Annotated in this window: 3 protein-coding genes; all 3 read left to right on the forward strand. The window is 68.5% G+C overall.

Annotated elements, in window-relative coordinates; all coding sequences use genetic code 11:
* Positions 1 to 225, forward strand: a 225-nt coding sequence (locus AC1DR7_RS20215) for a hypothetical protein (RefSeq protein WP_478076663.1), incomplete at its 5' end; no start/stop codon positions are given.
* 9 nt (positions 226 to 234) lie between these two features.
* On the forward strand, positions 235 to 2,037 hold the full coding sequence (gene recQ, locus AC1DR7_RS20220) for a DNA helicase RecQ (RefSeq protein ID WP_478052760.1): 1,803 nt from the start codon (positions 235 to 237) through the stop codon (positions 2,035 to 2,037).
* A 94-nt stretch (positions 2,038 to 2,131) separates the two neighbouring features.
* Complete coding sequence (locus tag AC1DR7_RS20225; protein WP_256776881.1) at positions 2,132 to 2,527, forward strand: CopL family metal-binding regulatory protein; 396 nt, start codon at positions 2,132 to 2,134, stop codon at positions 2,525 to 2,527.
* Positions 2,528 to 2,747: the final 220 nt, after the last annotated feature.

Genomic DNA, 2,747 nt, shown 5'->3' on the forward strand with positions numbered 1-2,747 from the left:
GTGTTGCCATGGATGGCAACACCGAGCCCCCATGGATGGGTTCACGGCGTGTCCCGCCAACCCACCCACCCCGCGCCAACCACCAGCAAGGAAGCCATGTGCCTCGGCTTCGGCTTCGGCTTCGGCTTCGGCTTCGGCTTCGGCTTCGGCTTCGAGAGCCTACGGGCAAAGCCCTACCCACCGATCCACTGTTGGCGGACCCGGCCAGACCGCCCGGCGGGGTAAACTAGTCCGATGTCTTCCCGCCCCGCGCACGACCTGCTCAGCCGCATCTTTGGTTACGACGAATTCCGCGGTCCGCAGCAGGCGATCGTCGAACATGTCGCTGCCGGCAATGACGCGCTCGTACTGATGCCCACCGGCGGCGGCAAGTCGCTGTGCTACCAGGTGCCCTCCATGCTCCGCGACGGCACCGGCATCGTCATCTCGCCGCTGATCGCGCTCATGCAGGACCAGGTCGAAGCCTTGCGCCAGCTCGGCGTGCGCGCCGAATACCTCAATTCCACCCTCGATGGCGAAACCGCTGCCCGGGTCGAACGCGACCTGCTCGCCGGCGAACTGGACATGCTCTACGTCGCCCCCGAACGCCTGCTCACCGGACGCTTCCTGTCGCTGCTCTCGCGCAGCACCATCGCCCTGTTCGCCATCGACGAAGCCCACTGCGTCTCCCAATGGGGCCACGACTTCCGCCCCGAGTACCGCCAGCTCACCGTCCTTCACGAACGCTGGCCCGACGTCCCGCGCATCGCCCTCACCGCCACCGCCGACCCGCCCACCCAGCGCGAAATCGCCGAGCGGCTCGACCTCACCGGCGCCCAGCACTTCGTCAGCTCCTTCGACCGGCCCAACATCCGCTACACCGTCGTCCAGAAGGACAACGCCAAGCGCCAGCTGCTCGACTTCCTCAAGGTCCACCGCCAGGAAGCCGGCATCGTCTACTGCATGTCGCGGCGCAAGGTCGAGGAAACCGCCGAATTCCTGTGCAAGGAAGGTCTCAACGCCCTCCCCTACCACGCCGGCCTGCCCGCCGAAGTACGCGCCGCCAACCAGCGCCGCTTCCTGCGCGAGGACGGCATCGTCATGTGCGCCACCATCGCCTTCGGCATGGGCATCGACAAACCCGACGTCCGCTTCGTCGCCCACACCGACCTGCCCAAGTCCATGGAAGGCTACTACCAGGAAACCGGCCGTGCCGGCCGCGACGGCGAGCCTGCCGAAGCCTGGCTCTGCTATGGCCTGGGCGATGTCGTGCTGCTCAAGCAGATGATCGAGCAGTCCGAAGCCGGTGAAGAACGCAAAAGCCTGGAACGCTCCAAGCTCGACCACCTGCTCGGCTACTGCGAATCCATGCAGTGCCGCCGCCAGGTGCTGCTCGCCGGCTTCGGGGAAACCTACCCGCAGCCCTGCGGCAACTGCGACAACTGCCTGGTCCCGCCAGACGCCTGGGATGCCAGCGTTGCCGCGCAGAAGGCACTCAGCTGCGTCTACCGCAGCGGCCAACGCTTCGGCGTTGGCCACCTGATCGACATCCTGCGTGGCGGCGAGAACGACAAGATCCGCCAGTTCGGGCATACCGAACTGAGCACCTACGGCATCGGCAAGGACCTCGACGCCCGCACATGGCGCAGCGTGTTCCGGCAACTGGTCGCCGCCAGCCTGCTCGAAGTGGACAGCGAAGCCTACGGCGGCCTGCGCCTCACCGACGGCAGCCGCGAGGTGCTCAAGGGCCAGCGCAAGGTCATGATGCGACGGGAGAGCCCCAAGACCCGCGAACGCGACCGCAGCGGCCAGCGGACCGGCCTGTCCGTGCTGCCCGAGGACCTGGCCCTGTTCAACGCGCTGCGCAGCCTGCGCGCCGAACTGGCCAAGGAACAGAACGTGCCGGCCTTCGTCATCTTCCACGACAGCACCCTGCGCAACATCGCCGAACAGCGCCCGACCAGCATCGATGCCCTGGGCCGGGTGGGTGGCATCGGCGGCACCAAGCTGGCCCGCTACGGCGAGCGGCTGGTGGATATCGTCCGCGAAGAAGGCTGATGCAGGCACGCGCCCCGACGGAGCCGTCTCCAGACTTGAATATCGCGTTCAGCCGCAGGTGCAGGCGCACCGGTTTGGCGCTAGGGTAAGCCGCATGTCCGCCGGCTCCCTCCTCCTGCGCGTGGTCCTGATGCTCAGCCTGTTGCTCAACGGGCTGAACGTGGCCATGGCCGCACCGATGGCGTTGGCGATGGCGGCCCCGGTGGCCGCCGCACCCGCGCCGCCCTGCCACGGCGACGCCCCGGCCCCGACGCGCCACCACGATCACACCGCCAGCGTCGCCGATGGCGCCGCCGCGCAGGCGCCGCACGACGGCGATCACTGCAAGATCAAGGACTGCCTGCGCAACTGCGCGCAGCACCCCAGCCTGACCGCGGCGATCAGCTGGATTCCCAGCCCGCCGCCGTTGTCGCTGGTACCGACCAGCCCTACGCGCCCGTCGCTGCCGACGCCGCCGCTGGACCGCATCACCCGGCCTCCGATCGCCTGATCCGGCGCTCATCGCGAGCGCCAGTGCGATGCGATGCCGTGCACGCCGTTGCGTGCGCGGTGTGACGGCACCCGTGTGCCATTCGGATCCGATTCGGAGTTGCAATGTCTTTCCCCAACACACCCGGCCYGGGCAGCCTGCCCATGCCGTCGCGCCGCCTGTTCGTGCAGGGCGCCGCCGCCGGTGGCGTGGTCGCCGGCCTGGTCGCCAGCGGCCTGCC

The organism is Stenotrophomonas sp. P5_A9 (assembly GCF_056400525.1).